This window comes from Lacticaseibacillus hulanensis (genome assembly GCF_004010095.1).
GTDB classification, from domain to species: domain Bacteria; phylum Bacillota; class Bacilli; order Lactobacillales; family Lactobacillaceae; genus Lacticaseibacillus; species Lacticaseibacillus hulanensis.
The window spans coordinates 1-23636 of the sequence record NZ_RRYD01000031.1; the positions used below are offsets into that span (position 1 = coordinate 1).

The window sequence follows — 23636 nt, forward strand, 5'->3', positions numbered from 1 at the left end:
AGAAGTTCAACTTTTAATAAAGTAGTTCTGTGATGTGCGCCTATGTGCACGAACGCTGATATAACGGCGTTCGTTGTGCATAGGCGTTTTTGTTTGTGCAATATTTATGTGTCATATCGGTGTCACTCCTTATTTTTTTCGGTGTCACTCGGTGTCATGAAGGAAGTGGCCGCCATGGCCTTAGCAATGCGCTCTTTCTGTACCTTGACTGTGTGGACATAGACCTGCTCCGCGACCTTGGTAGTGCCGTCTCCGAGCATGTTAGCCACGTCCTTAATGGTTATGTTCGGGTCGGATGCGTACAGGCGGCTGGCAAAACTATGCCGGAATCCGTGAAGTGTGATGTGTTTGAAATCAGCATCGAGATGGGCGTACACATCATGCAGCCAGTATCGTGGTTGTTGTACGGTTAGGGGCTGTCCGTATCTGTTGGCAAACAGGTAGTCACTGTCTTTAAATAGGCGTTGCTGTTCCCAGTCGTCAACGACTGCACGCAACTCTGGTGAAACAGTAAGTGTGCGGTTGCCGGCTTTTGATTTCGTGGGCCCTAGGATTTGTTTGCCGTTAGCGTCCTTTGTGACGGTCTGAGATATATGCACCGTGTCGCCGTTGAAGTCGCTAAATCTGAGGGCAAGGCCTTCACCCATGCGTAGCCCACAATGTGCCAGTACGGTGAAGTAGGTGAATACCTGGGGGCTGACCTTTTTAGCAGCAAGTAGTAGCTGCGAGATTTCTTCGGAATCTAGATAATTTTCGCTGGTGTCGCCGTGGGGATTGACCGCATTCTGTGGAATAAAAACGTGTTTCATGGGGTTATCATCGATGTACTGCATACGCGTGGCAAAGTCAAAAATGCTGTTAACGTAGGCTGTTATCGTGGTGTAGTTAACAAGCTTCGCGGGAAGTTCGTTGACGTATCCCTGCAAGTCCGCCGGGGTAACCTTGTCAATTAGTACGTCGCCCATAAATGACTTGATATGATTGCGGTACCGCGATTTGATGTTATAGACAGTGGACGGCTTAACTGACTTGCTACGCGTTTCAAGCCATTCTGTATACACGTCCTCGAACGTCTTACCGTCTGGATGCACGGATGGTATACCTTCCTTGAGCAGTCGCTGGTACTCCATGTTTGCTTTGGTGTATGTCGGAAATCCTTGACGCTTACGTGCAACTCGTTTGCCTGTACGCGGATCGGTGCCAAGGCTCAGCCGAAACTTGTATTTTGTCTTGCCGTCGTCATCGACATACTCCTCAATCGCTGTGTTAGTGCGTTTTTTCATGGTGCAAACCTCCTAATGTGGTAAAATTGGGTATACAAAAACCACACGAGAATGGATTCCATTTTCGAAGGGTATACCCTATGTAGTTTTGTGTGATAGCTCACTCCTGTTTACTTTGGTCGGTAGGGGAGTGGGCTTTTTTTATTGGTTGAGAGGTGGCTTAGCCTGCCAGCCATCGGGAAAACCTAGTAATTTTGAAATATCATTAATTTCAATTGAATGTAGTTTATTTCCAAGTATCTTTGTACGTTTGCGAAGTGAATTATACAGAACACAGTATTCGGTCCTGCTTAAAAAACATTTAAGGCTAAGAATCGTTGGGTAAACGGACTTTCTTTCATCTTGCTCCCTAATATTGTACTTTGAATGTAATGGTTCATAATATTTTCCACTTGCACGAGTAGTAAATCCCAAAAGGCGGTTTCCATGTGCGCAAACGTTTCTGGTTTCGTGAACGTTCTTAATAAAAGATACTAAAGTTTCCGGCGGTAATACGAGGTTCGGCATCTGCAAGTTCTCTTCAAGAAATCCAGTCATGTCTTTTGCAATTTTATTTTGAATTTTTACAGGAAGACACGAAATTAAAGACTGAACATCTCCAAAATCGAGATAATCAACTAGTACCCAGATTGGGACATCATCATAGTGAGTAACGTAGTAATTGATGGAGTTACCCTTGTATTTTTTGTTTTGCTTTATGAGCTTTGAAATCTTGGAAATTGTATAGATAACCTCAAGAATGACATCGTCGCGGTAGCAGCCAACATTCAAATACGCGTAACGCTTGTTTGGGTATGCTTCAGCAAACCTGTATGCGAGCGCTGATTTTAGATGATGTTCAGCCGATAAAATTCCGTTCAGCAAAATTTCCTTTATTTCCTTATCGTAAAAATAAAGATGACTTATTTCATCAAAGTCCGCGCCTTCGATAAACCTATCCGTCTCTTCTTGGAAATACTTGCTGTAGCCGTTGACAATGTTGTAGTAATTATTTGTTAAAAGATACCGTCGTGATCGTACTTCATCGTTGATGGTGAGGCCGCGTTCTTGCAGCAACTGTAGCTGTTCATCAATGGTCTTGAACTCACGTTTTTTCGACATAAAAAAACTCCTCATTTTTACATGAGGAGTCTCCGCAGCGGTCCCCGTAGAGATTACGCCGCTTCTCGTTATCCTCATGATAATGGAACCCGTCTGTGATTGTCAACACATTTCTATATTAACTCTTGACAAAAGCGATAGTGAATGCATGTTGTGTTTTGGTGTAAAACTGCTGACTAGATGTGGTATGGCTAATTCTTGCGGCTTAACCATTAACGCACCCCGCGCCCATGCAGAGCTACTTTTATTCTCGATACTTAACTCCATACTCGCATTCAAGATCATGGATGGTTTCAGGCAGCCTGTCGTGCTCCTCTACGTATAGGAAGGTGAGGAGAGTGCTGGCAAACTTGTCAGCCTGATACTCCAACTTGTTACGCCGCCCCGTACGATTGTAGAAGGTGGCAATTCCTGCGTGCATGATGACGTGGCCAAGCTCATGGGCCAGGACAGCATAGGCCTGCGGTGTGTATCGTATCTCTTGGCTTAGTGCGATGACGGGCCGACCATGCATGTACACAGTGTGGCCAAGCAGCGTGGTGGGCATCCAAGCCCAGTGAACGCCGATGTTGAGATGGTCGCACAGTGTCCAGGGGTCGGCTGTGTGGTACCTGTGCTCAATGTATTCGGCGGTGCCGTCTGGGGTAGCCGGTGTTTCTAAGTTCATTCAGCATCGCCTCGTTTCTGTGCCTTTTCTCCCTCCAATTCCTCCCAGAATATCTGAGTGAGGGCAACGTTGAGCTGCCGACGTTCACCAGGGGTAAGCTCGCGGCCACCAAAATTAAGGCTGCTTGCCGCGTCGTCCTCGAGGAACTTCTTGAGGTCGGCCTTGTCGTCATCAGTCGCCCAGGATGGAGTTGAGGAGCTGTGTACCTGTGGGTCATCCGTGTTGCCCAGCAAGTAGTCTACCGAGACGTTGAGCACATCGGCCACGGCCTGAATGCGGTCAGCAGATGGAGTTTTCTTTTTCCAAGCGTATAGAGAGTTTAATCCCAATCCTGCGTGAGTTGCGGTTTCTTGAAGAGACCATCCTCTTTTTTTCGATGTTTCTTTTACCCTGTCAAATAAAGCCATATCAAGGTTCCTCCAACCCTGATGAAAAAAGTTACTCGAAAGTTTTAAAAATCAGTTGACTAAATTATCCAATCGAGTTATGCTTTGTTCATCAAGTAATCAAGCGAACAGCTAACCAAGCCCTACTGATAAGTACTTTGGCGAGAACGACCAGTGGGGTAGCGTCTATGTTCGACTATTTCCTATGCACAAATCTTACTCCATGGGATAAGATTATGCAACTACTTGATGAAGTTTTTCGTACTTTCGAAGAAAGAAGGTGAATACATGCCAGAACAAGTATTACAGCGAGCCGCTAAGGACGTGAAAGTCAGCATCAAAAATAAGCTCAATGAGCGCGAAATCAGTCAACGCCAACTAGCAGAGATGCTGGGAGTGAGTGAAACGATTCTGACCAACGCGATTCGCGGTGACGTTAGCCCACAGGCCATTCGTCTGCGCACTGACATCTACAAGATTCTCGGAATGAACGAAAAGGAGGTGTAGGCATGATCCACCATTACATTACTAAGTATGAGGAAGACGGGGAGGAGAAGATTGTGGCCTGGCTCCAAATCAACTTTTTTGGGTTCTTCCCAATCTGCTTCTCTAAACGAGAGCTTCGACAAAAAAATCACGCTACCCCTTCTCGTAAGTAGCGTGACTGTTAAGAGTTACTTCTTTGTCCAGCCGTTGCCGGGCTTAGAAGTTGGTGGTAGGCGGTCTCCTTGTTGAATCGTGGCATTGTGTCCGTGTGGGACGCTTCCGCCGCGAGGGCCTACCTCTTTGTACTTGCCGGCTGACTGATTGTCCGAGCCGGGCTTAATAGGCTTTGACATTAGCAAATCCTCTTTTCGTAAAGTTACCAGGGCTAATTGGCACCGGTACACAAGATATGCTAACACGCAATGCACGTGTGCACAACATATAGGCGGGTAGCAAGGACGTGGAACACATATAGGAAGGCGAACAAATGTGTGGAACAAAATTCAAGAGCTTCTAACTCAAAGAGGAATGTCAGCTTATGAACTCTCAAAGGCTGCTGGGTACGACCAGACAGGAATTATATACCGACTGAAGAACGGAGCAATTAAGAAGCCCAGCTTTGAGCTAATGGAACGAATTGCTGATGCTCTCGGTGTCAGCATGGATGAATTTAGAAAGAAGGAAGAGCAATGACAAAGTTAGTCATCATGCACAATCAGCAGGCAGTTACATCCAGCCTGCAGGTAGCGGAATCATTCGGCAAGCGGCACGGAGATGTAATCCGAGCCATTGAGGCAAAACTGAACTCAACGCAAAATTGCGCTCAGTACTCCGACATGTTCGCAGCGGGCGAATACGTTGATGGTTCAGGCAAGAGCAACAAGATGTATTACATGAATCGCGACGGCTTCACTTTCATCGCGTTTGGGTTCACCGGAGCAAAGGCTGACCAGTTCAAGCTCGATTACATCAACGCATTCAACCAGCTTGAACAGCAGACTCGCAAGGCATTGCCACAGACTCCAGAAGAGCGCCTCATGCTCACGATGGATGTGGCTAACCGCACCGTTAAGCGCGTGAAGAAGATTGAGGCTGACGTGAAAGACCTCAAGGACAACCAGCTCGCATCTGCGGGACAGTACGCGTATGTCGGTAAGCACGCCAACCTGGCAGTGTCGGAGTATGTCGCGCTACATGGACTACAGCTGACGCAGAAGCAACGTGGGGCGCTGTACCACGACATTAACCACGGACTTAACACTTACCTGGGCATTCGCACACGGACGCAGCTTAAAGCAAAAGACTTCGACAAGGCGTGTGACTTCATCAGCAACTGGACGCCATCGACGGCAGTAGCGATGCAGGTACGTACCGAATCCGTGGATATGGAGGTATAGCGATGGCAGACGATGAATTGGTATCAATCAAGCGTTCAGACTTGCAGCAGATGATTGCTGACAGCATCGCCCAGGCACTTACCAAGAAGAAGCCTACTACACCGCAAGCACTATTTGCCGGTGTTGCAATTGATGATAGCGAGATTAGGACTATCAACGAAAGGCATGGCATAGAGACCGGTAGCAGCCACAGCCCGAGCCACAACTGTGCTGTATACCGGCGCAGCCAGTATGAAGACGCTCAGGGGTTCAGCAGGGACGAAGGCCCATTTGAACGCGAAATCCACGAACCACTCAAGCGGCTTGCAATGATGGTATGCGGCGAGACCAAGAACAGCAATGTTGCTCGCGTAGACTTCGACCGGGTGCGGGACAACTATTCTCAGTTCCGCGATTTGTTTGTAAAACTCTACGATGACCGGCTGGCTGGAATTGCTAAAGAACGGCGGGTGTAGCGCATGTTAACGGAAACAGATGTAGAACGCATCGCGAAGGCTGTAGTCGCTGAGCTAAAGGCGAATCGACAGCAGAGTAAATCTCGGTGGCTTACGGCTACTGAGGCAGCCAAGTACATCGGACGTAGCCGGTCTAAGTTCTACGCGATGAAGCGTGAAGGTGAGTTCGAAGCACATGACGGCCTCTACAGCACCGATGAGCTGGACCTGGCAATTGGGAGGCTACCACAATGATCAATCTACTAATTGACGTCGCTACCCTACTGATAGAACCGCTTGTGTGGCTCATGGTGCACCCTCGAGTTGTCGGTACCTGGGTGATTCTCATCCTTGCAATACTGGCGATTCGGTCAGTCGTAGGAAGCAGGAGGCAGCGTGATGAGAAGCACACTGAATAATGCACGGTACCAGATGGCTCGATACCGTCTAGCAAGTCACGCCAAGGATGCGGCAGAGAGCAGCGGAGTTCTCGACCTCGGTCCACTTGAGACCGTGAATGCACACTATGCTGCAAGCCAGGCAAAGGACACCATGGCCGACGCCATGGGACGTGTGACTGTGTTTGAAATTGTTGAGTTACAAAAGAACAAGGAGATGTTAAAGCTATGAAGCTAAGCAAGCAAGAGAAAGCACTTATTGACATGTTTCGAGATGGAGCTGATATTTGCGCCTACTTCTACAAGTGTCCAGATACAGCACACTGTGAGGCTAGGGTAGCGCCACTTGTCGAAATTGGGGCTAAAACTAAAGTTTACCAATCTGCAGAAACAATGTGGCTTGGAGCCAGCGTGGAACACATTAGAGTCGCTGCATTCCTAGAAGACAAAAAGCCCGCAGCGGGCGCAACCGCTACGGACTCAGATAAATAACACGTTAAAGCTATTTACGAGGTAATTATAACATGAATGAACCCGAATTAGTTAAGTTTACGCCGGCTGCAGTTAGCTTTGAGAATCTAACTCAGCTCAAGGCACAAATTCAAGTATTTACTGACCAGCACTCAAACCTAGTCGTAACCCCAGAGACGAAGAAGGAAGTCAAGAAGGCGAAGAACGAGGTTGGACAGTTCTTCAAGCAGCTCGATGACCGGCGCAAAGCCATCAAGCGACAGTACGAAGCACCCCTCAAGGAGTTCGAAGCTCAATTTAAGGACGTCACGCGTCCACTAACCGATTTGAAGGCGAGCTATGTCAGCGATATCGCTGCGATTGAGGAACAAGAAAGAGAGGAACGGCGCAAGGTTGCCGAAGCAGACGTTGTCCTTATCTCCGAACAGTTTGACGTAGATCCTGCAGAAGTCGAGTTTGATGACCACTGGCTTAACGCGTCAATGAGTCAGCTTGAGCGGCACCGCCAGATTAACGCAGCCGTCAAGTATGCAGCCCAGCAAGTAGAACTGCGTCGAGAACGCGAGCGGCGCATCAAGGAACACGCAGCCGCTACGCACATGGATGCTGCGGGCTGGACTCAGCAAGTAACGGCTGACACCAACACGGACGAAGTCATTGCACAAATGGACGCAGCCAAGGCGGAGCAGCATCACGAGGCGCTCGTTAAGGGTGTGGATAAGGAAACCGGTGAGATTACGACCGAAACCCACACACTCCGCATTACGGGCGCTGCAGGCCGGGTCACTAAGCTGGCTGACTACCTTACTACTCAAGGATTTGAGGTGACCCTTCTTGACTAAACATATTCTAATCGAGTTTAGCGATGATGGCCTGACGATGAACGTTAGCGGTGCCACAGGCCGAGACGCGTTGCAGGCCTCAGTGGCACTGGTCCACATGGTGCAAACCGAGTTTAAGGTAACTGATCAACTGGTGCTGGAGCAGTTCAGCAGGGAATTCATGGAGGGCTTTTACATTGGTAGAGACAAAGACTGAAAAAGTAATTGAGCCAACCAGCGCAAAGCAGCGATTGGTGCTCAAACTGGTGGCAGCAGACAAGATGGTGCATGGCGTTGTTAAAGATGGTGAGAACGCTTTTCAGCACTATGTTTTCCAGTCCGAGGGTGCCATTAAGGATGCAGTTAAGCCAGCGTTAAATAACAACGGCTTGAGCGTAATACCTCGATACACAATCATTAATCAGCGCGACGTACAAACCAAAAAAGGCGTGCAGCATGTCGTTGACGTACAGGGCGAATTTGAGATTACTGACGGGATTGAAAGCATGTTTGGCTCCATGGTGGCCAGTGGTGCGGACACGCTCGAGAAGGCAACTGCTAAGGCCTGCACAACTTGTGAGAAGTACTTTTACAAGCAGCTTTTTCACATTACGGACCGTGACCAGGATCCAGACGGCGAAAATTCCGCCGACAATCAGCAGACTGCACCACTAATTGACCCAGCAATGGTTGCGCCCCTTGAACAGTTGGCGCAGGACACAGCACAGAAGATGGGCGCTGATTACAAGACCTTACTCAAGAATGCGTTCATTGCATCCCAGGTACAAATTAAGCGGCTTGATTTACTCACACAGGATGAGTACCGGCGGATTGACAAGACTATCGCCCAGATGACTAGGTGAGTTTATGCGACTAAACGGCAAGCTGACAAATATCGAGGCAAATAAAATAACGGTACAGCTCGATGACAAGCCGGATGTTCTGCGACTACGACAGCTCAGCAATCATAGACAGCCGAGCGTGCAGGTTGACATTGAGGACGGGCGCAGTATTAGCCCTGACCAGCGGAGAAAGGCGTGGGCGTTGATTAACGACTTCGCGTACTACACAGGCTACAGCCCGTTCGAGATGGAAGAAGTGCTCAAGGCGCACTACATGGCTGAGACGGGCACCGACTACTTCTCGATGGCTGACACGAGTATGGAAACCGCAGCGGGCTTCATTACCTCGATTCTGGATTACGGGTTTGATAACGAGATTCCGTGGCGGTTTAAGAACATGGATGCAATTCCCAGCGACTACCCACTGATGATGCAGTGCCTCAAACATCGCATCTGTGTCATATGTGGTAAACACGCTGACATTGACCACGAGCCCGCTATTGGGCGTGGGTATGACCGTAACCGCATCGACAATCGCAAGTTTAAGTTCTTCCCGCTGTGTCGAGCGCATCACACGCTGCGGCACAGCAAGGGAATCAAATGGTTTATGGAGTTCTACCACATCAAGCCAGTACGCCTCGATGAGGACACGATTGTCAGCCTTCGCCTCAACAGCCGCAAACAGCTCCGAGAATTCGATGAGGAGGCAAAACATGGGAAAACTGATTAAGCCTAAACGTAACGGCTTCACAGTAGCTAGCAACAGCGTCATTCGTGATGAACGTCTTAGCTGGAAAGCAAGAGGAATTTTCCTTTACCTCTGGTCGCAGCCCAAGGATTGGGACTTTTACGAGACTGAGGTTGGTAAACATGCAACGGACGGCCGCGACTCATTGCGATCAGGCCTGAAAGAGCTAGAAAAGTATGGTTACCTCAAACGCAAACGTGTGAGAGGAACGAATGGTCAACTTGCTGGGAGTGATTGGAATATTGACGACCAGCCTATGTACCAAAAACCTATGTCCGATAATCCTATGTACGGTGAGGGCACACTACTAAATACTAATCAACTAAGTACTAACGAACTAAATACTAACCAGACTAAAGAACATAGTCCGGCTAAAGCCGAACCGGGTCTCTGGACCTCTGTTGTTGACTATTTGAATAGCAAGGCAGACAAGCATTTTAAGTACACGAAGGCTACTGAACGGATGATTACTGCACGTCTTAAAGAGGGTTTTACGCTCGATGATTGCATGACAGTGATTGATAACAAGGTGACGGCCTGGGGCGATGATGACAAAATGCGTGAATATATTCGGCCATTAACATTGTTTCAGGCCTCTAAGTTTGAAGGGTATTTAAACGAAACACATCGCAGGAAGGCAGGAGGTGAAAGCTATGGCGGAGTTGAGTTCTGATGCGATTACTGGATCAGATGCTTACAAGCAATATCGCCGTGTGAATCTGGCTACTCACAAGGTTCCAGGCTTGTTCTGCGAGAAGCATCCAACTGAGCCGATGTGGCAAATTGCTGACCGTGAACCGTTCTGCAAGAAGTGTGTAATCGAACGCCGCGATAAGCAGAACGAGGCCATGGCTATGCTAGCAGCCGAGCGCGATTACGAAGCAGGGTTCCATGGCGTGCTGCAGGCACGTTCAATCTGGGACGATATCGAGATGCGCAGTGCAACGTTTGAAAGCTATGAGGTTAAGCCTAACAGTGAAGCACAAGTCAACAAGGACAAAGCACGGCACATTGCCGGACGGTATCTCAGGCGTGATTACAATGCCAACACAATCATCTCTGGACTGCCAGGACGAGGGAAAACTCATCTAGCTGTTGCTATGGTTACGGCGGTAAATGAGCACATCCAGCCGTCGACAAGCTGCATGTTTGTTAGCGTTAATGAACTAATGCGGCGTGTTAAGCAGAGCTTCAATGACCGAACCAGCTGGTATAGCGAATCCAATGTCACACGGCTTCTGGGGTCAGTCAATCTGCTAGTACTTGATGATCTAGGCAGTGAGGCATCAATGCGCTCAGAAAAAAATGAAGCTACGGATTGGGTGCAACAATTACTATTTGGGATTCTTAATAAGCGCCATGGTCGCACTATCGTCACAACCAACCTAACCAGCCAGGAGATGAGCCGCATGTATAACCCCAAGTTGTTGAGTCGATTATATCGCGGGGTAAAAGCTAACGATGCAGTAATCCGGTTTACTGATGCGACCAAGGATATGCGGGAGGTGTATTGATGAATTGTTCTTACTGCAGCAATCGAGGCATCTTCTGGATTGACGAAGGGGCGTGCAACACATGCATTCCTTGCCCTGTATGTCAGGGGAAGAGCGCAAACACTACAGACTTGCGAGTTGAACGTGAAAACATGATAAAACACTACGCGGCGATTAACCGCACGGAGGTACATGCTAATGATTAATCAAGTTGCATTAACAGGACGGCTGACCAAGGAGGTTGACCTGCGCTACACACAAGGTGGCACTGCGGTGGCATCTTTCACGCTTGCAGTTGAGCGTAACTTCACGAATGCCCAGGGCGAACGTGAATCAGACTTCCTAAACTGCGTAATTTGGCGGAAGAGTGCTGAAAACTTCGCGAACTTCACGCGGAAGGGGTCACTGGTTGGTATCGAGGGTCGCTTACAAACGCGTTCCTACGATAATGCCCAGGGCCAGCGTGTGTTCATTACAGAGGTAGTGGTTGATAACTTTGCGCTGCTGGAAAGCCGAGCAACCACAGAGGCACGGCCACGAGGCGAGCAGAGCCCGCAGCAGCGTCAGCAGGGCGTTCAGAACCCTGGCCGGGGTAATTATAACCGGAGCAGCCAGAATGCCGCACAGCGCCCGCAGCAAGCCAATACTGATCCGTTTGCTCATCAATCAGCGCCAACAATCAAAGACGAAGACTTACCGTTCTAGGGAGGCATTTAAGTGAGCAGATGGGATGCAAAATTTGACTTAAATGCCGAACACATGTGGGTACCAGGGCATGAGCATGGGCCGTTGGTCGGGTACGTGGTGATGAGCTACACTACCCGAATCATTTACAGCGAGGTCTTTAAAACCCGCGGTGAGGCTAACCGGTGGATGCACAGCAAGTACGAGCATGAGAGCTCATCGGTTGGCGCAACCGGCCGAATTAAGACGCACATTGTACGCACGTACCCAGGACTGATTCGGATTGTGAGGATTGAGCGCGATGACGGAAAAAGATTATGAGCACCAGTATGAACAGGCACTTATTCCAGGTAAGGCTTACCTCACAACCTACCTCAGACATGACTATATTAGTCTCGAGGTTGGCGGTAAGCGTATATACCTGGGTGCCAAAAGGGTACGAATGCTGCGTGGCCTACTGGGTGCCTGGTTGGCGAGGTTTGAGGAGGACAGCCGTGGAAGAGATTAGCAGAGAGATGACTAACCTGGGCGCTGACAAAACATATTGGCCTGGGGATGTTGTCACGGTGTATGAGCTGCATGGTGATCATGTGGGTACGCAGCACGGCGAGTGGCCAGCTAAGGTGCACACAGCCCATGGTCAAAATAGCATTGTCGTGTGTACGGACGAGTTTCCCGAGTGGGCACGACGCGAATGGGGAATGTACCACAACGTCTCCGTGCGCTTGGTAGCGATGAGAAAGTCAGGACCGCATGAGGGCGCCAACCCAAACCGCGACGTGTATACGAGGCCAAGGAAGCACAAGCCACAGCCGAAAGTAGAGACACCGAAAAGACACAAAACAACCCTTGAGGAACGCCGGCAGCGTGGTATGGAAATCGTCAAGATGGCTCAGGCAGGCATGACGCGGCAGCAGGTGGCTGACCGTCTAGGAGTCGGTCTATCCACGATTCAGCAGGCAGCTCGCGAGTTCGGCGTCCACTTTGCTGCTTCGCAGAAGGAAGCTCTGTACAAGAAAATTAAGAGCTTGCCTGATCTGTCAGTTCGTGAAGCAGCCAAGCAGCTAAACATTTCACCCACGACGGTTCAGCGGATTCGAACGGAGGTGCGCGATGAGAGAAATTAAGTTCCGAGCATACAGTGATCATTTCAAAGTAATGATGCCAATTGAAGACATTGGGTGGGACGATGATGGCACACTTTGGGTTTATGTAATACATCCAGATAGTGGCCCTATTGAAGAGATTGGAGATGAAGTTCATTTGATGCAGTACACGGGCCTGCACGACAAGAATGGACGAGAAATCTTCGAGAGCGATATGGTGCGTTGGGGTGATACACCGAATAGCATTGAGACTCCAGTAAGAATTGCTCTGGTTAAATTTGACCCAGATATTTGTTTTGAATCTTATATTGGCCGATTTGAATACGGCAATTTTGCCTATAAGGAGACGGATAAATATTTGACCGTCATTGGCAACGTGTACGATAATCCGGAACTACTGGAGGTGGTGAAATGACTGATTGCTGGTTTCTATGCGCCGATGGTCATACCGAGCTCTGGGGGCTATACGGTGGTTTCCCAATATGCGGTGCGCATTTAGACAACTGGCCGATTGGTGAGATTGATCGTCAGTATCATGATTACATCGAAAACAAATATCCAACGGAGGCGCGCGATGACGAAAAATCATTGTCCTACAAAGCATGATTGGGAAGTGTTGATGGTGATAGATGGCGCGAAATATTTCCCAAATTTGTTCGCCAAGCCTATTGCCCCGGCGATGAAGCGCTGGCGCAGGCTGCGAAGGTTGCTGATTAAGGAGGGTGCATATGGATGCTCAAGCCGTTGTGTACGGTATCGTTGATGCACTAGTTGTGCTTGGCTGCTTTAGCTTGCTACATGCACTCTGGGGTGATTGGACGATGTTCTCAGTGGGGATGCTGATGGTAGTCTTTATCATCTACATTTTCGGCGTAGCAACCTGGCAGGCAATTTTTAAAGACAGGAGGTGAAGCCATGGAAGAGTTGAGCAAATGGCAGCTAGGGCGGTTGGACGAAATGTTTGAGGAGTACCAACGCGTTGACTACCTGCTCGCCAAGCGGGAATTTGAAGTCCGTTATCCATATCGCGAAAAGGATGACAATGTTGGTGGCGGCAGGTCAGCAATGCGGGCGGATAGCGAGCAGAAGGTCATTGAGGCGCTTGAGTGTGACCCACGTATGATTTATCTCAGGCATCTCAAGAAGGTGGGAGACGCTGCATGTGCCAACATGAGTGACGAACAATGTAAGCTTTATAAGGTTAGATACAGGACACAGGAGTACTATGACTGGAAAGAGCTGACGGACGTGCTCAACTATGATCGCAGCACTATTTACCGCAAAAGATACAGGTTACTGTCAATCCTGGCGAAAGAAATTGGATGGATTGCGTAAAGTTGCAACAAAATCGGGTAGTAGTCGCACGTGTCAAGGGTCATAATTAGTACTGTAAGAAATTTGGTACAAAACCTTAGCAGTCCTCCAATCTATTTTTTTCTGGCGTGCATTCGGACCAAACTGATGCACGTCATTGCAGCCACATCCCAAGGCTGCTCGGATAATTCCCCTGAGTAAGGGGCTATACATAACCACAAACGTATGTGAGTGGTAACTTGCTACCAGAGATGGTGGCTTTTTTTATGCCAAATCGGAGGTGTGGTGATATGTAATGAGACATAAATTAACAGCAAAGCAGGACAAGTTTGTTGCTGCTTATATTGAGTGCGGAAACGCCACTCAGGCCGCACTGGACGCGGGATATAGCAAGCGAACCGCACGTTCAGTCGGGTCCGAAAACCTGACAAAACCTGACATTAAAAATGCAATTAATGAGCGTACTGCTGAACTGGAATCTCACAAGATTGCTAGGGCTGATGAAGTGCTGCAGTTCCTGACGTCGGTGCTGCGTGGAGATGCGACGGAGACGGTGAACGTTGGCACTCCCAAGGGGGTTGTGACCATTGAGGACAACCCTCCGACCATCAAGGACCGCATGACAGCAGGTAAAGAGCTGCTCAAGCGTTACCCTGCCGATGACGAGGTGCTCAAGGCTCAGCTCAGGAAGCTAAATGCTGACGCTGATATTGCGGAAGCACATGCTAACGACGTGAAGGCTGACCCCGACCATGATGGTAAGGTCGTTATTAACTTTGATGTACCAAGACCAGGGGGTGACAAGAATGGAGATTAGTGTAGTTCAGCGAATCGCACCGGCCTTCCACGACCTGGCTTGGGACATTGTCGAGGAGCGGCATAGCTCCTATTGGTTGCGGGGCGGCCGTGGTTCCACAAAGTCCAGCTTCATCTCACTGATGGTGGTCTTCGGCATGGTGAACAATCCAAAGGCCAATGCGGTTATCTTGCGGAAGGTTGCTGGCACGCTACGTGATTCTGTGTTTGATCAATACCTCTGGGCTATTGACGAGCTGGGTGTGGATGATTACTGGCACGCCTCAGTTAGCCCAATGGTGCTGACATACACACCAACAGGGCAGCAAATTCGCTTTAAAGGCGTTGATAAGCCTAAGAAGATTAAGTCTCAGAAGTTCCGTGTTGGCTATGCCAAATATATCCACTACGAAGAAACAGATGAGTTCTCAGGCCTAGCCGAGATTCGTAACGTCAACCAGTCCTTGAATCGTGGCGGTTCGAACGTGATTACGTTCTACAGTTACAATCCACCGGCGAGCCAGAACAACTGGACAAACCAGGCTGCTGAGCAAGCTAAGTTACGGCATGATACGTTGGTTCATTCGTCAAACTATCTGACAGTACCAAAGAAGTGGTTGGGCCTAGGATTCCTTGCTGAGGCTGAGCAGCTCAAGCGTGACAACCCCACAGCGTACGCACATGAGTACCTGGGTGAGGTTACGGGTACCGGGGCCGAGGTCTTTACCAATCTCACGCTGCGCGAGCTTAGCGACGACGAGGTGGCCGCCTTTGACCACACGCGCCGTGGGTTGGACTTTGGTTTTGCACATGACCCGCTGGCCTACGTAATGGCCAATTATGACCCAACGTACCGCCGTCTTTACATCTACGGCGAGATTTACAAGGTGGGTATGAGCAATGCTAACGCGATTCAGGCCATCAAGGCACACAACCCCGATAATGACGTCATCTTCGCCGATTCAGCCGAGCCACGGACAGTGTATGAGTTCCATGACGCGGGTCTCAATCTCTTTGGCGCGCGTAAAGGACCAGGCAGCCGTGAGCACGGCATGAAGTGGCTGCAGGACTTGCGTGCCATCATCATTGACCCCGTACGTTGCCCTAACGCTGCCCGTGAGTTCGGCAGCTATGAACTCGCCAGGGACGCCACCGGGGGCTTCAAGGCCGGCTATCCTGACGGCAACGACCATACAATTGACGCAATCAGATATAGCCTGCAAAACGATATGAGACGAGGTGCTAAGAATTGGAAATAGGTAGCCTAAAGCAACTGCTGCGTAATACAGCGACGACCCAACTGCAATTTGTGGAGCGGGCCAAGCGCAGCGAACGCTATTACAGCAATCAAAATGACATTACTCTCCGGAATGACGGAGAGTCCAAGATTAATAACAACGGCGCTGATAAGTCCAAGGGTGCACTGCGCCGGGCGGACTATCGGGTCAGCAGCAACTTCCACCAGATTCTCGTGGACCAGAAGGCTGACTACCTGACAAGCACGCCACCGTCTATCGACGTGGGCGACAAGGCCACCAACGACACGGTCCAGGAGGTGCTCGGGGATGACTTTGCGGCCACGCTGCAGGAGCTCTGTGTGGACGCCTCGAATGCCGGCATTGGCTGGCTACACCTTTGGATTGACCAGGACACAAGTAAGCTCCGGTACGCAGCAATCCCGCCTGAGCAAATTCTGCCACTCTATGCGGGGGACACGGATCGCACTCTACTGGGTATTTGCCGCAGGTACGCCCAGATTGACCCTAAGACGGGCAAGCAGTTCACTTGCATCGAGTACTGGGACGACAAGACCGTCACTGCTTACCGTACTGACAGACCCAACTATGAAGACCTGCGCGAGCTCAAGCGGTTCACGCTGTATGACGTTTCTACTGGTCAGGAAACTGGCGACCCGACGTCTGTCCTCGAGCATGGTCTGGGCGAAGTTCCATTCATTCCCTTCCGCAACGGCAAACGTGAGAAGCCAGACCTGCCCAAGTACAAGGGCCTGATTGATGTATATGACCAGGTATACAACGGTTTTGCTAATGACCTGGCTGACGTGCAGCAGGTCATCCTGGTACTCACCAATTACGGTGGCCAAGAGCTCCATGAGTTCATGGACCAGTTGCAGAAGGATAAGGCCATCAAGATTGACAGCATTGATCCCCAGGATAAATCAGGGGTCAGCACGCTAACCATCGACATTCCGGTCGAGGCTCGGCAGAAGCTACTGGACCTCACGTTTGACAACATCTTTGTGTATGGTGAAGGTGTTAACCCAAAGCAGTTGAGCACGGGCACCAGCTTGTCCGGTGTGGCCATTAAGCTATTGTACGGGCAGTTGGAGCTCAAGGCTTCGACCACAGAGGTGTGGTTCCGTCAGGCGATTGCACGGTTAGTCCGCATGATAATGCGATGGGCTAAGGTGCCCGATGCTGACAACCGCAAGATTGCTCAGACCTGGACCCGCAGCCTCATCAGCAACGACACAGAACAGGCCGACATCGTGGCCAAATTGGCTGAGTACACCAGCAAGGAGTCCGTGGCCAAGAACAACCCACTGGTCGAGGACTGGCAGGCAGAACTCAAGCGGCAGAAGAAAGAGGCTGACGAAGCTGCTAAGACCAAGGCTGAGCACCCTGACCCGTTTGCTCCTTTCACAACCGACCAACCAGGCTCGAAGAATGAGCCTGGGGCCACTGTAGATGACAACGGGGGTAAATCCCCAGATAAGTCTCAGGACGGCGTAGGCGATGAATAGCAAGGATTACTGGCAAGGCCGGTATCTACAGCTGAAGGCAGTCAGCGAGCGCTCGTCTGCTGAATATGAACGGCAGCTAGCCACGCAAATGCGAGACATTAACGATTACATTGGGTCCATCATTGAAAAGTGGTATAAGCGGTACGCCAGGACGGCACACATCGATGCTGAAACAGCTGCCAGTGTGCTCCGGAATGCTCATGGTCAGACCTGGGAGATGACTCTTGATGAGTTCATTCGTAAAGCTAAACTGGGTGGCTACGATGACGAACTTGACCTCATTTACATCAAGCAGCAGGTGGCCAGACTGCAGGAGTTGCAGGCCCAGATATTGAGTACACTTACGCCGGCTCTACCAGGTATTACTGATTCGATGCGTTCAGCTCTGCAGAACCAATATCAGCGGACATATTCACAAGCTATGTACCTTAATGAAGCTGTTTCTGGAGTTATTACCAACTGGGGTAACTTTGACGAAACAGCCGCCAAGATGGCACTGGCCAAGCCATGGCAAGGGTCTGACTTTAGCCAGCGCCTATGGGGTAATGTGCAAAAGCAGCTACCTGAGATGCTGATGAAGTCGGTTCTACACGGCGTTATTCTTGGTGAAAATCCACGTAAGGTCGCTAAAGCAGTGGCAAACGCTAACCGGCAGTTTGCTGAGCAAGACCTGCATCGACTGATTCAGACTGAGATGGCCCACATTACGGAAGAAGCGACATATCAAAGCTACGACGACAGTGGTGTTGAGTGGTACGAGTACATGGCCACCCTCGAAAGCAGGACGTGTGAGACATGCGGCCACCTTGATATGAGGCACTTCAGGTTATCGGACCGCGTTCCTGGGGGCAATTATCCGCCCATTCATCCATACTGTCGGTGCACAACGGCGGCCTGGGACTCGGATTACCCGCCAATCGGTAAACGCTGGAGCAGAGATCCGGAAACCGGAAAGAGACAGTTGGTTGACGGCATGAGTTATAAAGAATGGGCTCGTCAACATGAGGCTTCACTCCATAGGACTCTTGCTGAAGAGCGTCGTGAATCGGAAGCAGAACAAAAAGCAAAAATTATGTCCGAGGCTAAGCAACATGCAGATACCATTAGGGTTGAAAACCATGCGCAACGAATGAAACCAAAGCTTGGTAAGCAATATGAGTGGAATGAGATTAATCCGGAGCAGTATAATAAGCATGTAAAGGGTTCTCCTGAATATGCTAATTATGCGAAGGCCAAAAAGCGGCCACCGAGTGAGGTCACATTATCACCAAGTGAAGTTGATTCAATCATTGCAAAATATGGTCGAACTGGACAGCAGGATACAAGAAACCAAATTCGCTTCACACATGATCAACCGATTGGCTATTTTGTTGATATAGATGGCAACCGGTGGCCAACGTATCAAGGCCGTATTTCTTACCGTAAAGGCAAAGGTTCGCACATTACACCTTCACGTCCAGATTACTTACCCTAGGAGGCATAAAATGAAAACTGAAACATTCATTCCAAAATCGATGAGTTACGGAGAGTTGAACGAGAAGTTTTATGACCGCCGCGTTCAGTTCAAGCTGAAGAACGGTAAAACTAGAACTGTTCACGTTGAGGATATTGAGAATGAGGATGATCAGGACAACGGTATTTTGTTTATGGCTTCAGAGCCGGAAGATGATGTCTGGCTTGAAGATGTAGTCTCTGTCACTGTTGGAAATGACATTTAAAGAGAGATGATTGCATGGCCAAAGATGATTATTTTGTTGTAATGTATAAAATTCTCCGGGTACTGTATGATGCCCTAAAAACAGGTCAACCGGTCACTGATGAAGATTTTGGCAATTTGTTTTTGGCACTGAATGAGCAGTATTGGAATTTTATTGTTCAGAATATGTCTGATGACGGATATATTACTGGGGTGTACAAAGTAAAACCGACAATCAGCATTGGAGAAACGTCTGGGATTAAATACCATAACGTTAAAATCACTACAAAGGGAATTGAGTATCTGTTTAGTAATAGCATGATGGAGCGTGTAAAGAACGCGCTTGAGGATATCAAATCCCTTATGCCAGGAATGTAGCACTCGCCAGTTGGTGGGTGTTTTCTTTTAACCTCATGCGGTATGATACTGCCGAGGTGATGATTGTGGGGTACAGTGATTTGAGTACATTATTTAAGGACATCAGCGAGCACGTAAAGAAAACTCGTAACCTGGAATTAACAAATGATTTGCTGGATTTGCAACAGAAGATGCTTGAACTGTTTACTGAGAATCAGGATTTGAAGCAACAGTTGGCTGACATGCAAAGCGAACAGGACTTAGCACACAAAGTTGTTTTTCAAGGGGGTGCCTATTACAACAAGGAGACTTTGGAAGGACCGTTTTGCACTAGTTGTTGGGAGTCAGAAAAGAAGCTTATTCATCTGACAACCTCTACATTAAGGGTGCACGGAGTTCAGTCTATGTGTCCAAATTGTAAAAGCCATTTTGACGTACCACATAATCGCTCGCTTGAATAAAACAGTACACTCGCCATACGGTGGGTGTTTTATTTTACCCAAGAGGAGGTGTAAGCATGTTGCATCACTACATCACGAAGTATGAGGAAGACGGTCAGCACAAGGCGGTCGCATGGCTACAAATCGACCTACTGCGTTGGCACTTTTGCCTAGCAAAGCGGTACTTGGCACTCTAATAATTTCGCCCTGGACATGGCGTTAAAAGGTCTATTTTTTGTACCCGGCCGTGGTCGCCCCACGTTAAAAATTGCGTTAGGGAGAAAGGACTTAATCATGAACCGTGAAGAATTAAAGGGTCTCGGACTCACAGACGAACAGATTGACAAGGTGATGGCTGCACATGGCCAGGCAACTCAGAAACTGCGTGATGCTAACAGCAAGCTCAGCCAAGAGCTTTCAGACAAGACTGCAGGCAGTACCGATACAGCAGCCAAGCTGGAGGATGCCCAGAAACAGATTAAGGCGCTCGAAAAGAAGGCCGGCCAGGCTGATGACCTGAGCAAACAGTTGGATGAAGCAAACGGTAAGCTCACTAGCTTCAAGCTGGACAGTGCCGTTACTAACCAGCTGACTGCTGCTAAGGTACGAAACCCTAAGGCCGCTATGGCGTTGCTCCCAAAGGATGTGCTCAAGCTCGATGATGAGGGCAATGCGCCTGACCTCAGCGAGCAGATTGAGGCACTGCGCAAGAGCGACGGATATCTGTTTGACGAAGGCACCAAGTCCAACTACACGCCGGCTGGTGGTGAGCCTGGGACCCCAGATCCTACCCAAGCCATGATTGACGCATTTACGGGCAAGACAGCAAGTACAGATGCTGCCGGCTCAGACGATAAAAAATAAGGAGATGTACCAAAATGGCAGCAACAATTAATTACGCTGAAGCATATCAGCAAGCAATTCAGCAGGCCTTCTACGACGGGCACCTTTTCAGTGCTAAGCTCTGGAACAGCCCATCTAACAGCCTGATTAAGTTTGACGGTGCAAAGCACATCAAGCTTCCACGGCTCACCATTGAAGCAGGTCGTAAGGACCGGACACGGCGCGCAATCACTGAGATTGTACCGAACTACTCCAACGACTGGGACACCTACGAGCTGACCAACGAACGCTACTGGAGCACCTTGGTTGACCCGTCCGACGTCGATGAATCCAACATGGTCATCAGCATCGCTAACATCACTAAGCAGTTCAACCTGGACGAGAAGATGCCAGAAATGGACCGCGAAATGTTTAGCAAGCTGTTTGCAGCTAAGCAGGCCGCTAATGATGGTGGTATCAGCACCGACACGCTCGATGAGAAGAACATTCTGCTCGCGTTTGACCAGATGATGGTCAACATGGACGAGCAGCGCATTCCGCAGGTCGGTCGTGAACTGTACGTCACCCCTGTCATCAACTCCATGCTCAAGCGCGCAGAAGCGCTCAACCGCCAGCTGCAGCTTGCAGGCAACGGCAACATTGCCCGCTCTGTCTACAGTCTTGATAGTGTAAACATCAACGTCGTTCCTTCTGACCTGATGCAGACCAAGTTCGACTTCACCGTGGGTTCCAAGCCAGTTGACGATGCCAAGCAGATTCAGATGTTCATGATCTACAACGGTGTCCAGATTGCTCCTCAGAAGTACAGCTTTGTCGGGTTCGATCAGCCAAGTGCTCAGAACTCCGGGAACTACCTGTACTACGAACAGTCCTACGATGATGTGCTCTTGCTTGCTACCAAGACCAAGGGGATTGAGTTTGTGATTGCGGACAAGCCAGCGGCCACCACGCCAGATACTGGCACCACTACGCCAGACTCTGGTACTGAATCGGGGGAAGCCTAGCCCTATCCTCCGTTAACGCGGAGCCTACACAGGATGGGGCCATCGTTACGGTAGGCAAATAGGTTAGAAAGGAGAATCAGAATGGCTAAACTAGCAATTTACAAAAAGGGGTCTGACACCCCGTTGGCCGTCGGTGATGATACGTCTGTAGCCATCACAGGCTTGCAGCCAAATCAAACAGTAGCCGCTGGAGATTACCAGGCAGCGCTCACTGATGGTAGCCAGGTTGGGAGCAAGGTTGATGTACCTGGATTTACAACCCTGCCCGATTACGCTGCACAGGGAACGTCTGACGGACAGGCTGATGGTGCTGCAGGTAAAGAGGCTTCAGACATGACTGGCAAGGATGATGCATACGTGGCAGCCTACAATGATGCGTATGCTGAGGCCAAGGCTAAGTACGATGCTGACCAGAAGGCTGCCGCTGATAAAGCTGCGGCTGAACAAGCGGCCAAGGACAAGGCTGATGGCACCGCTGCGGGTAAGGCTGACGGTGACGCTGGGAAGGCGGCAGTGGATAACAGCAGCAAGTCTAAGGACTACCAGGATGCTTACACTGCAGCATACACGCCAGCTAAGGCGGCCTACGATGCAGCACAGCCTAAGCCAGCAACTGGGATTAAGCTGCAGGCTACGATGTCACTCAAGGTGGGTGACACCAAGAAGCCAACGCTCGCCGCAGATCCATCCGATGCCAAGGACGCGGCCGCTGTGGTTGCTGCTACGACCTACAAGTCTAGCGATGAGACCATTGCCACAGTCGCAGCTGACGGCACCATCACAGCGGTTAAGGTCGGCACAGCAACCATCACGGCAACCAGCGGCACCTTCACCGGCGACTGCAAGGTTACCGTGGCAGCTGCAGCGTAAGGAGGCGGCATAGATGGCACATCCACGCATGACGGGATTGCTTGCCAAGGTGCGGCAACTGTCGCCCAAGCCCGATGACCAGGATGCTGAGGAGTACCAGGCCATTACCGAGTTTGCGCTCGACAAGACGATCGACGATGTGGCCAACTATTGCCATATCGCGATTGCCGACCTACCCGCTGAGCTCGACACGACTATTGTGGCCATGACGCTCAACGCCATCACCGAGATGGGCCTGCTACAGGAGGTGTCAGCTGGCGAAGATGGACCGGTGACCAGCCTGTCTGAAGGTGATACGTCGGTTTCATTCCTGTCACCAACTGATGCGTATAAGACACTGGCAGCGGGCAGCACTATCACCACGGACTACAAGGGTAAGCTCAATAGCTTCCGGGTGGTCCAATGGTGAGCTCTCGTATTGCACGTGCTGGCAAACGTCTGGCTAAGGTCAAGCATTTGCTCGATAACGTGACGGTAACTATCTCAACACGCAAGCCGGTCAAGACTGGAGCAGTTACTGGTGTGGGTGATCCAGTTGCGATTGTGACTGACTATCCAGCACGGGTAATCAAAGGTAGTCTTGCCAGCAAGACGCAAGCTGAGTTTTTACCTGACGAATATGATGCTGTTCTGGTGATTGACACCGGAATTACCATACCTACTGGATGTACTATCGATGCTACTGGACCGGATGGATCAGTGACCCACTACAAGCGGGCTACTCGTGGATATGCTGGGTACGTCTCACACCAGGAGGTTGCGATGGTATTGAGCGCAAAGGGGTGAGAGTATGAGTGGCTGGGCAAAGGTCGACACAAAAGAATTTGAGCAGTTTGCTAAGCGTGTGCATGTAGAAGCGTCAGGCGGATTTAAGAATGATGTTGAAACTTCAGTCAGGAAGGCCGGAGATATAATTTTGCGTGAGGTCGACGCACGTACTCCAGTAGATACCGGTTTCCTAAGGGGTAAATGGCGGTTGACTGGCGCGGGTTATGAGCACCGTAAATTTGTAATTAAGATTGCAAATAGTGCTGAATACGCATCGTTTGTTGAGGATGGCCACCGTCAACAGCCTGGCCGTTATGTACCCGAGCTGGGTAAGCAGTTAAAGGCCAAGTGGGTTCCTGGACAGCATATGCTACAAGAAGGAACTGATTACGCGATGCCTTATGCTGTCAATGTGATGAGAAAAGGTGTTGAGGAAGCCGCGGCTAAGATTTTTGAGGGGGATTGATT

General features: G+C 49.8%; 37 protein-coding genes. 32 read left to right on the forward strand and 5 right to left on the reverse strand.

Annotation, left to right across the window (positions count from 1 at the left end):
* Window positions 1–122: 122 nt before the first annotated feature.
* The 4 genes from EKN00_RS08400 to EKN00_RS08415 all read right to left on the reverse strand — a co-directional run bounded on the left by EKN00_RS08400 (window position 123) and on the right by EKN00_RS08415 (window position 3458).
* Window positions 123–1283 (reverse strand): tyrosine-type recombinase/integrase, encoded by a 1161-nt coding sequence (locus EKN00_RS08400; protein ID WP_127849685.1) that lies wholly within the window; start codon window positions 1281–1283, stop codon window positions 123–125.
* 141 nt (window positions 1284–1424) lie between these two features.
* Window positions 1425–2384: an Abi family protein gene (locus EKN00_RS08405; RefSeq protein WP_127849686.1), complete on the reverse strand. Its 960-nt coding sequence runs from the start codon at window positions 2382–2384 to the stop codon at window positions 1425–1427.
* Window positions 2385–2628: 244 nt separating this feature from the next.
* Window positions 2629–3051 (reverse strand): ImmA/IrrE family metallo-endopeptidase, encoded by a 423-nt coding sequence (locus tag EKN00_RS08410; protein WP_127849687.1) that lies wholly within the window; start codon window positions 3049–3051, stop codon window positions 2629–2631.
* Window positions 3048–3458, reverse strand: coding sequence for a helix-turn-helix domain-containing protein (locus EKN00_RS08415; protein WP_127849688.1), 411 nt, complete (start codon window positions 3456–3458; stop codon window positions 3048–3050). Before EKN00_RS08415 ends, EKN00_RS08410 begins: the two co-directional genes overlap by 4 nt.
* A gap of 267 nt (window positions 3459–3725) precedes the next feature.
* On the opposite strand from EKN00_RS08415, the gene EKN00_RS08420 reads away from it, so the two are divergent.
* On the forward strand, window positions 3726–3944 hold the full coding sequence (locus EKN00_RS08420) for a helix-turn-helix domain-containing protein (RefSeq protein WP_164848082.1): 219 nt from the start codon (window positions 3726–3728) through the stop codon (window positions 3942–3944).
* A gap of 167 nt (window positions 3945–4111) precedes the next feature.
* Here the strand turns inward: EKN00_RS08420 and EKN00_RS08425 are convergent, their stop codons facing one another.
* On the reverse strand, window positions 4112–4276 hold the full coding sequence (locus EKN00_RS08425) for a YjzC family protein (protein WP_127849690.1): 165 nt from the start codon (window positions 4274–4276) through the stop codon (window positions 4112–4114).
* 136 nt (window positions 4277–4412) lie between these two features.
* On the opposite strand from EKN00_RS08425, the gene EKN00_RS08430 reads away from it, so the two are divergent.
* From EKN00_RS08430 to EKN00_RS08580, 31 genes are all read left to right on the forward strand, one after another.
* Window positions 4413–4616 carry a helix-turn-helix domain-containing protein gene (locus EKN00_RS08430; protein ID WP_127849691.1) on the forward strand — a complete coding sequence of 68 codons (204 nt, stop codon included), beginning with the start codon at window positions 4413–4415 and terminating at the stop codon, window positions 4614–4616.
* Entirely contained in the window at window positions 4613–5320 is a 708-nt protein-coding gene (locus EKN00_RS08435) for a Rha family transcriptional regulator (RefSeq protein WP_127849692.1), read from the forward strand. Before EKN00_RS08430 ends, EKN00_RS08435 begins: the two co-directional genes overlap by 4 nt.
* A 2-nt stretch (window positions 5321–5322) precedes the next feature.
* Window positions 5323–5775 carry a hypothetical protein gene (locus EKN00_RS08440; protein ID WP_127849693.1) on the forward strand — a complete coding sequence of 151 codons (453 nt, stop codon included), beginning with the start codon at window positions 5323–5325 and terminating at the stop codon, window positions 5773–5775.
* 3 nt (window positions 5776–5778) lie between these two features.
* On the forward strand, window positions 5779–6009 hold the full coding sequence (locus tag EKN00_RS08445; RefSeq protein WP_127849694.1) for a helix-turn-helix transcriptional regulator: 231 nt from the start codon (window positions 5779–5781) through the stop codon (window positions 6007–6009).
* Between the two features lie 144 nt (window positions 6010–6153).
* Window positions 6154–6384 carry a hypothetical protein gene (locus EKN00_RS08450; RefSeq protein ID WP_127849695.1) on the forward strand — a complete coding sequence of 77 codons (231 nt, stop codon included), beginning with the start codon at window positions 6154–6156 and terminating at the stop codon, window positions 6382–6384.
* Window positions 6381–6644, forward strand: coding sequence for a hypothetical protein (locus EKN00_RS08455; RefSeq protein WP_127849696.1), 264 nt, complete (start codon window positions 6381–6383; stop codon window positions 6642–6644). The genes EKN00_RS08450 and EKN00_RS08455 overlap by 4 nt, the downstream gene beginning before the upstream one ends.
* A gap of 32 nt (window positions 6645–6676) precedes the next feature.
* The gene (locus EKN00_RS08460; RefSeq protein ID WP_127849697.1) at window positions 6677–7465 is read left to right on the forward strand and encodes a DUF1351 domain-containing protein; all 789 of its coding nucleotides are present in this window, start codon (window positions 6677–6679) and stop codon (window positions 7463–7465) included.
* Window positions 7458–7661 carry a hypothetical protein gene (locus EKN00_RS08465; protein ID WP_127849698.1) on the forward strand — a complete coding sequence of 68 codons (204 nt, stop codon included), beginning with the start codon at window positions 7458–7460 and terminating at the stop codon, window positions 7659–7661. The genes EKN00_RS08460 and EKN00_RS08465 overlap by 8 nt, the downstream gene beginning before the upstream one ends.
* Window positions 7642–8307, forward strand: a complete 666-nt coding sequence (locus tag EKN00_RS08470; RefSeq protein ID WP_241559482.1) for an ERF family protein — start codon at window positions 7642–7644, stop codon at window positions 8305–8307. The genes EKN00_RS08465 and EKN00_RS08470 overlap by 20 nt, the downstream gene beginning before the upstream one ends.
* 4 nt (window positions 8308–8311) lie before the next feature.
* A complete protein-coding gene (locus EKN00_RS08475) occupies window positions 8312–9016 on the forward strand; it encodes a putative HNHc nuclease (RefSeq protein ID WP_127849699.1) in 705 nt (234 codons plus the stop codon).
* Window positions 9000–9707 carry a conserved phage C-terminal domain-containing protein gene (locus tag EKN00_RS08480; protein WP_127849700.1) on the forward strand — a complete coding sequence of 236 codons (708 nt, stop codon included), beginning with the start codon at window positions 9000–9002 and terminating at the stop codon, window positions 9705–9707. Before EKN00_RS08475 ends, EKN00_RS08480 begins: the two co-directional genes overlap by 17 nt.
* A complete protein-coding gene (locus EKN00_RS08485) occupies window positions 9688–10548 on the forward strand; it encodes an ATP-binding protein (RefSeq protein WP_127849701.1) in 861 nt (286 codons plus the stop codon). The genes EKN00_RS08480 and EKN00_RS08485 overlap by 20 nt, the downstream gene beginning before the upstream one ends.
* Before the next feature lie 177 nt (window positions 10549–10725).
* On the forward strand, window positions 10726–11232 hold the full coding sequence (gene ssb, locus EKN00_RS08490; protein WP_127849702.1) for a single-stranded DNA-binding protein: 507 nt from the start codon (window positions 10726–10728) through the stop codon (window positions 11230–11232).
* A 713-nt stretch (window positions 11233–11945) separates the two neighbouring features.
* Window positions 11946–12338: a helix-turn-helix domain-containing protein gene (locus EKN00_RS11170; RefSeq protein ID WP_421825723.1), complete on the forward strand. Its 393-nt coding sequence runs from the start codon at window positions 11946–11948 to the stop codon at window positions 12336–12338.
* The gene (locus tag EKN00_RS08500; protein ID WP_127849704.1) at window positions 12325–12732 is read left to right on the forward strand and encodes a YopX family protein; all 408 of its coding nucleotides are present in this window, start codon (window positions 12325–12327) and stop codon (window positions 12730–12732) included. The genes EKN00_RS11170 and EKN00_RS08500 overlap by 14 nt, the downstream gene beginning before the upstream one ends.
* Entirely contained in the window at window positions 12729–12923 is a 195-nt protein-coding gene (locus tag EKN00_RS08505; protein WP_127849705.1) for a hypothetical protein, read from the forward strand. The genes EKN00_RS08500 and EKN00_RS08505 overlap by 4 nt, the downstream gene beginning before the upstream one ends.
* A gap of 122 nt (window positions 12924–13045) precedes the next feature.
* Window positions 13046–13228, forward strand: a complete 183-nt coding sequence (locus EKN00_RS08510) for a hypothetical protein (RefSeq protein WP_127849706.1) — start codon at window positions 13046–13048, stop codon at window positions 13226–13228.
* 4 nt (window positions 13229–13232) lie between these two features.
* Window positions 13233–13652, forward strand: a complete 420-nt coding sequence (locus EKN00_RS08515; RefSeq protein WP_127849707.1) for a hypothetical protein — start codon at window positions 13233–13235, stop codon at window positions 13650–13652.
* A 274-nt stretch (window positions 13653–13926) separates the two neighbouring features.
* Window positions 13927–14448, forward strand: coding sequence for a terminase small subunit (locus EKN00_RS08520; RefSeq protein ID WP_127849708.1), 522 nt, complete (start codon window positions 13927–13929; stop codon window positions 14446–14448).
* Entirely contained in the window at window positions 14438–15685 is a 1248-nt protein-coding gene (locus EKN00_RS08525) for a PBSX family phage terminase large subunit (RefSeq protein ID WP_127849709.1), read from the forward strand. Before EKN00_RS08520 ends, EKN00_RS08525 begins: the two co-directional genes overlap by 11 nt.
* Window positions 15676–17190, forward strand: coding sequence for a phage portal protein (locus EKN00_RS08530; protein ID WP_127849710.1), 1515 nt, complete (start codon window positions 15676–15678; stop codon window positions 17188–17190). Before EKN00_RS08525 ends, EKN00_RS08530 begins: the two co-directional genes overlap by 10 nt.
* Window positions 17183–18664, forward strand: coding sequence for a minor capsid protein (locus EKN00_RS08535; RefSeq protein WP_127849711.1), 1482 nt, complete (start codon window positions 17183–17185; stop codon window positions 18662–18664). Before EKN00_RS08530 ends, EKN00_RS08535 begins: the two co-directional genes overlap by 8 nt.
* A gap of 10 nt (window positions 18665–18674) precedes the next feature.
* Window positions 18675–18908: a hypothetical protein gene (locus EKN00_RS08540; protein ID WP_127849712.1), complete on the forward strand. Its 234-nt coding sequence runs from the start codon at window positions 18675–18677 to the stop codon at window positions 18906–18908.
* Window positions 18909–18922: 14 nt separating this feature from the next.
* Window positions 18923–19264 (forward strand): YjcQ family protein, encoded by a 342-nt coding sequence (locus EKN00_RS08545; protein WP_127849713.1) that lies wholly within the window; start codon window positions 18923–18925, stop codon window positions 19262–19264.
* Between the two features lie 80 nt (window positions 19265–19344).
* Window positions 19345–19704, forward strand: coding sequence for a hypothetical protein (locus tag EKN00_RS08550; RefSeq protein ID WP_127849714.1), 360 nt, complete (start codon window positions 19345–19347; stop codon window positions 19702–19704).
* Window positions 19705–19977: 273 nt separating this feature from the next.
* Entirely contained in the window at window positions 19978–20547 is a 570-nt protein-coding gene (locus tag EKN00_RS08555) for a phage scaffolding protein (RefSeq protein WP_164848084.1), read from the forward strand.
* Between the two features lie 14 nt (window positions 20548–20561).
* Window positions 20562–21530: a capsid protein gene (locus EKN00_RS08560; protein WP_127849716.1), complete on the forward strand. Its 969-nt coding sequence runs from the start codon at window positions 20562–20564 to the stop codon at window positions 21528–21530.
* A gap of 81 nt (window positions 21531–21611) precedes the next feature.
* The gene (locus EKN00_RS10995; RefSeq protein ID WP_241559483.1) at window positions 21612–22400 is read left to right on the forward strand and encodes an Ig-like domain-containing protein; all 789 of its coding nucleotides are present in this window, start codon (window positions 21612–21614) and stop codon (window positions 22398–22400) included.
* 13 nt (window positions 22401–22413) lie between these two features.
* Window positions 22414–22809, forward strand: coding sequence for a head-tail connector protein (locus EKN00_RS08570; RefSeq protein WP_127849717.1), 396 nt, complete (start codon window positions 22414–22416; stop codon window positions 22807–22809).
* Window positions 22803–23186: a hypothetical protein gene (locus EKN00_RS08575; protein ID WP_127849718.1), complete on the forward strand. Its 384-nt coding sequence runs from the start codon at window positions 22803–22805 to the stop codon at window positions 23184–23186. The genes EKN00_RS08570 and EKN00_RS08575 overlap by 7 nt, the downstream gene beginning before the upstream one ends.
* A gap of 4 nt (window positions 23187–23190) precedes the next feature.
* A complete protein-coding gene (locus tag EKN00_RS08580) occupies window positions 23191–23634 on the forward strand; it encodes an HK97 gp10 family phage protein (protein WP_127849719.1) in 444 nt (147 codons plus the stop codon).
* The last annotated feature ends 2 nt before the right edge of the window (window positions 23635–23636 follow it).